Origin of the sequence: Methylobacterium sp. WL18 (genome assembly GCF_008040015.1) — a bacterium.
GTDB classification, from domain to species: Bacteria; Pseudomonadota; Alphaproteobacteria; order Rhizobiales; family Beijerinckiaceae; genus Methylobacterium; species Methylobacterium mesophilicum.
Genome location: NZ_VRVD01000916.1, coordinates 1 through 1,438, shown reverse-complemented (window position 1 = coordinate 1,438; position 1,438 = coordinate 1). Strand labels below are relative to the sequence as shown.

General features: G+C 70.9%; 3 protein-coding genes. 2 read left to right on the top strand and 1 reads right to left on the bottom strand.

Annotation, left to right across the window (positions count from 1 at the left end; genetic code table 11):
- Positions 1 to 180: 2-C-methyl-D-erythritol 2,4-cyclodiphosphate synthase (locus FV228_RS29675; RefSeq protein WP_187277973.1), on the top strand; the 180-nt coding region annotated here is incomplete at its 5' end.
- Positions 181 to 519: 339 nt separating this feature from the next.
- Here FV228_RS29675 and FV228_RS29665 read toward each other — a convergent pair.
- Positions 520 to 918 carry an MAPEG family protein gene (locus tag FV228_RS29665; RefSeq protein ID WP_147857720.1) on the bottom strand — a complete coding sequence of 133 codons (399 nt, stop codon included), beginning with the start codon at positions 916 to 918 and terminating at the stop codon, positions 520 to 522.
- A gap of 101 nt (positions 919 to 1,019) precedes the next feature.
- Here FV228_RS29665 and FV228_RS29660 point away from each other — a divergent pair.
- A partial coding sequence (locus FV228_RS29660) for a CinA family protein (protein ID WP_147857719.1) occupies positions 1,020 to 1,438 on the top strand: 419 nt, incomplete at its 3' end.

Here is a 1,438-nt window from a genome sequence, read left to right as displayed (position 1 = left end):
GCCGCCATCGCCGGCGTGCCGCTCAGTGCCGTCTCGATCAAGGCGACGACCACGGAAAAACTCGGCTTCGTCGGCCGCGCCGAGGGCCTCGCCGCCCAGGCCGCCGCCACGATCCGCCTCCCCGAAGAGGACGGCCCGGTGCTCGATGCCGAGGCCGAGACAGCGATGCGGCAGGGATAGGGGCGCAGACGCCGTTCCTTCCCCCCAGAGGGAAATGAAGGACAGCGTGCGGCTCCAGCTTCCGCGCAAAGGTGTCGATTGCGGTCCGCGACGGCGCGACCGAGGGAGCATACGGCCAACCGGCCAGGCCGGCTGACGCAAGGCAAAGACTCTATCCCACCCTCCTCCCTCGTGCTGAGGTGTGAGCGCAGCGAGACGCGAACGAGCCCTCCAGGGATCGCGCGGCTGGCTGGAGGCCTCCTTCGAGGCCTCCGCTTCGCTCCGTCGCGTCAGGATGAGGGGATTGTTTGGAGGGGTGCCAAGCCTGACCGGGCGACGCCCCATCTCAAGAAAGAAAACTCAAGCCGTCCGGAGCAGCAGCGCGATCGCCGCGATGGCGATGGTGGCCATCGTCAGTAGGATCCCGCCGCCCCGGCAGGCGAACTGGCGGGGGGTGTTGGGCGCGGCGAACATGCCGATCGGGTGTAGGATGCGGCCCACCAGCAGGGCGAGCAGCAGGCCCTGGACGAGGCCATGGCCGCCGCCGCCGGCCTCCAGCAGGGCGACCAGGATCAGCGCCAGCGGCACGTATTCCGAAAAGTTGGCGTGCGTGCGGACCCGCTTGAGCAGGGACGCGTCGCCGCCGTCGCCCAACAGGACGTTGTCGGAGACGCGCGATCCCATCACCCAGCCGGACAGGCCGAGATACACGAGGGCGAGCAGCGCGGCGTAGAAGGCCGTGGTCGCGGGGAAGATCATCGGTGTTGGGTTTCCTGTCTGGGCGGCCGGTCCTTGAGCCGGGGCCGGCCTTGCGTCACAACACGAGATAGGGCGCTCCGGCCCAGGGCGAACCGCGCGCGATGATCGACGACACGGAGCTTCTCGACCGCGCCGAGGCGCTGGTCGCGGCCTACGCCGAGGCCGGTCGCACGATCGTCACGGCCGAATCCTGCACCGGGGGACTGGTGGCGGGGCTGCTCACCGCGGTGCCGGGTTCCTCGGCGGTGGTCGAGCGCGGCTACGTCACCTACTCGAACGAGGCCAAGGCGGAGGCGATCGGGGTGCCGATGGACCTGATCCGCCGGCACGGCGCCGTCAGCGAGGACGTGGCCCGGGCGATGGCCTGCGGGGCGCTCTCGGCCTCGCGTGCCACGGTCGCGGTGGCGATCACAGGTATTGCAGGCCCCGGCGGCGGCAGCGCCGAGAAGCCGGTCGGGCTGGTGCATTTCGGGTTGGCCCTGCGCGACGGCGGACGCCGGCACCTGGAGCGGCGCTACGG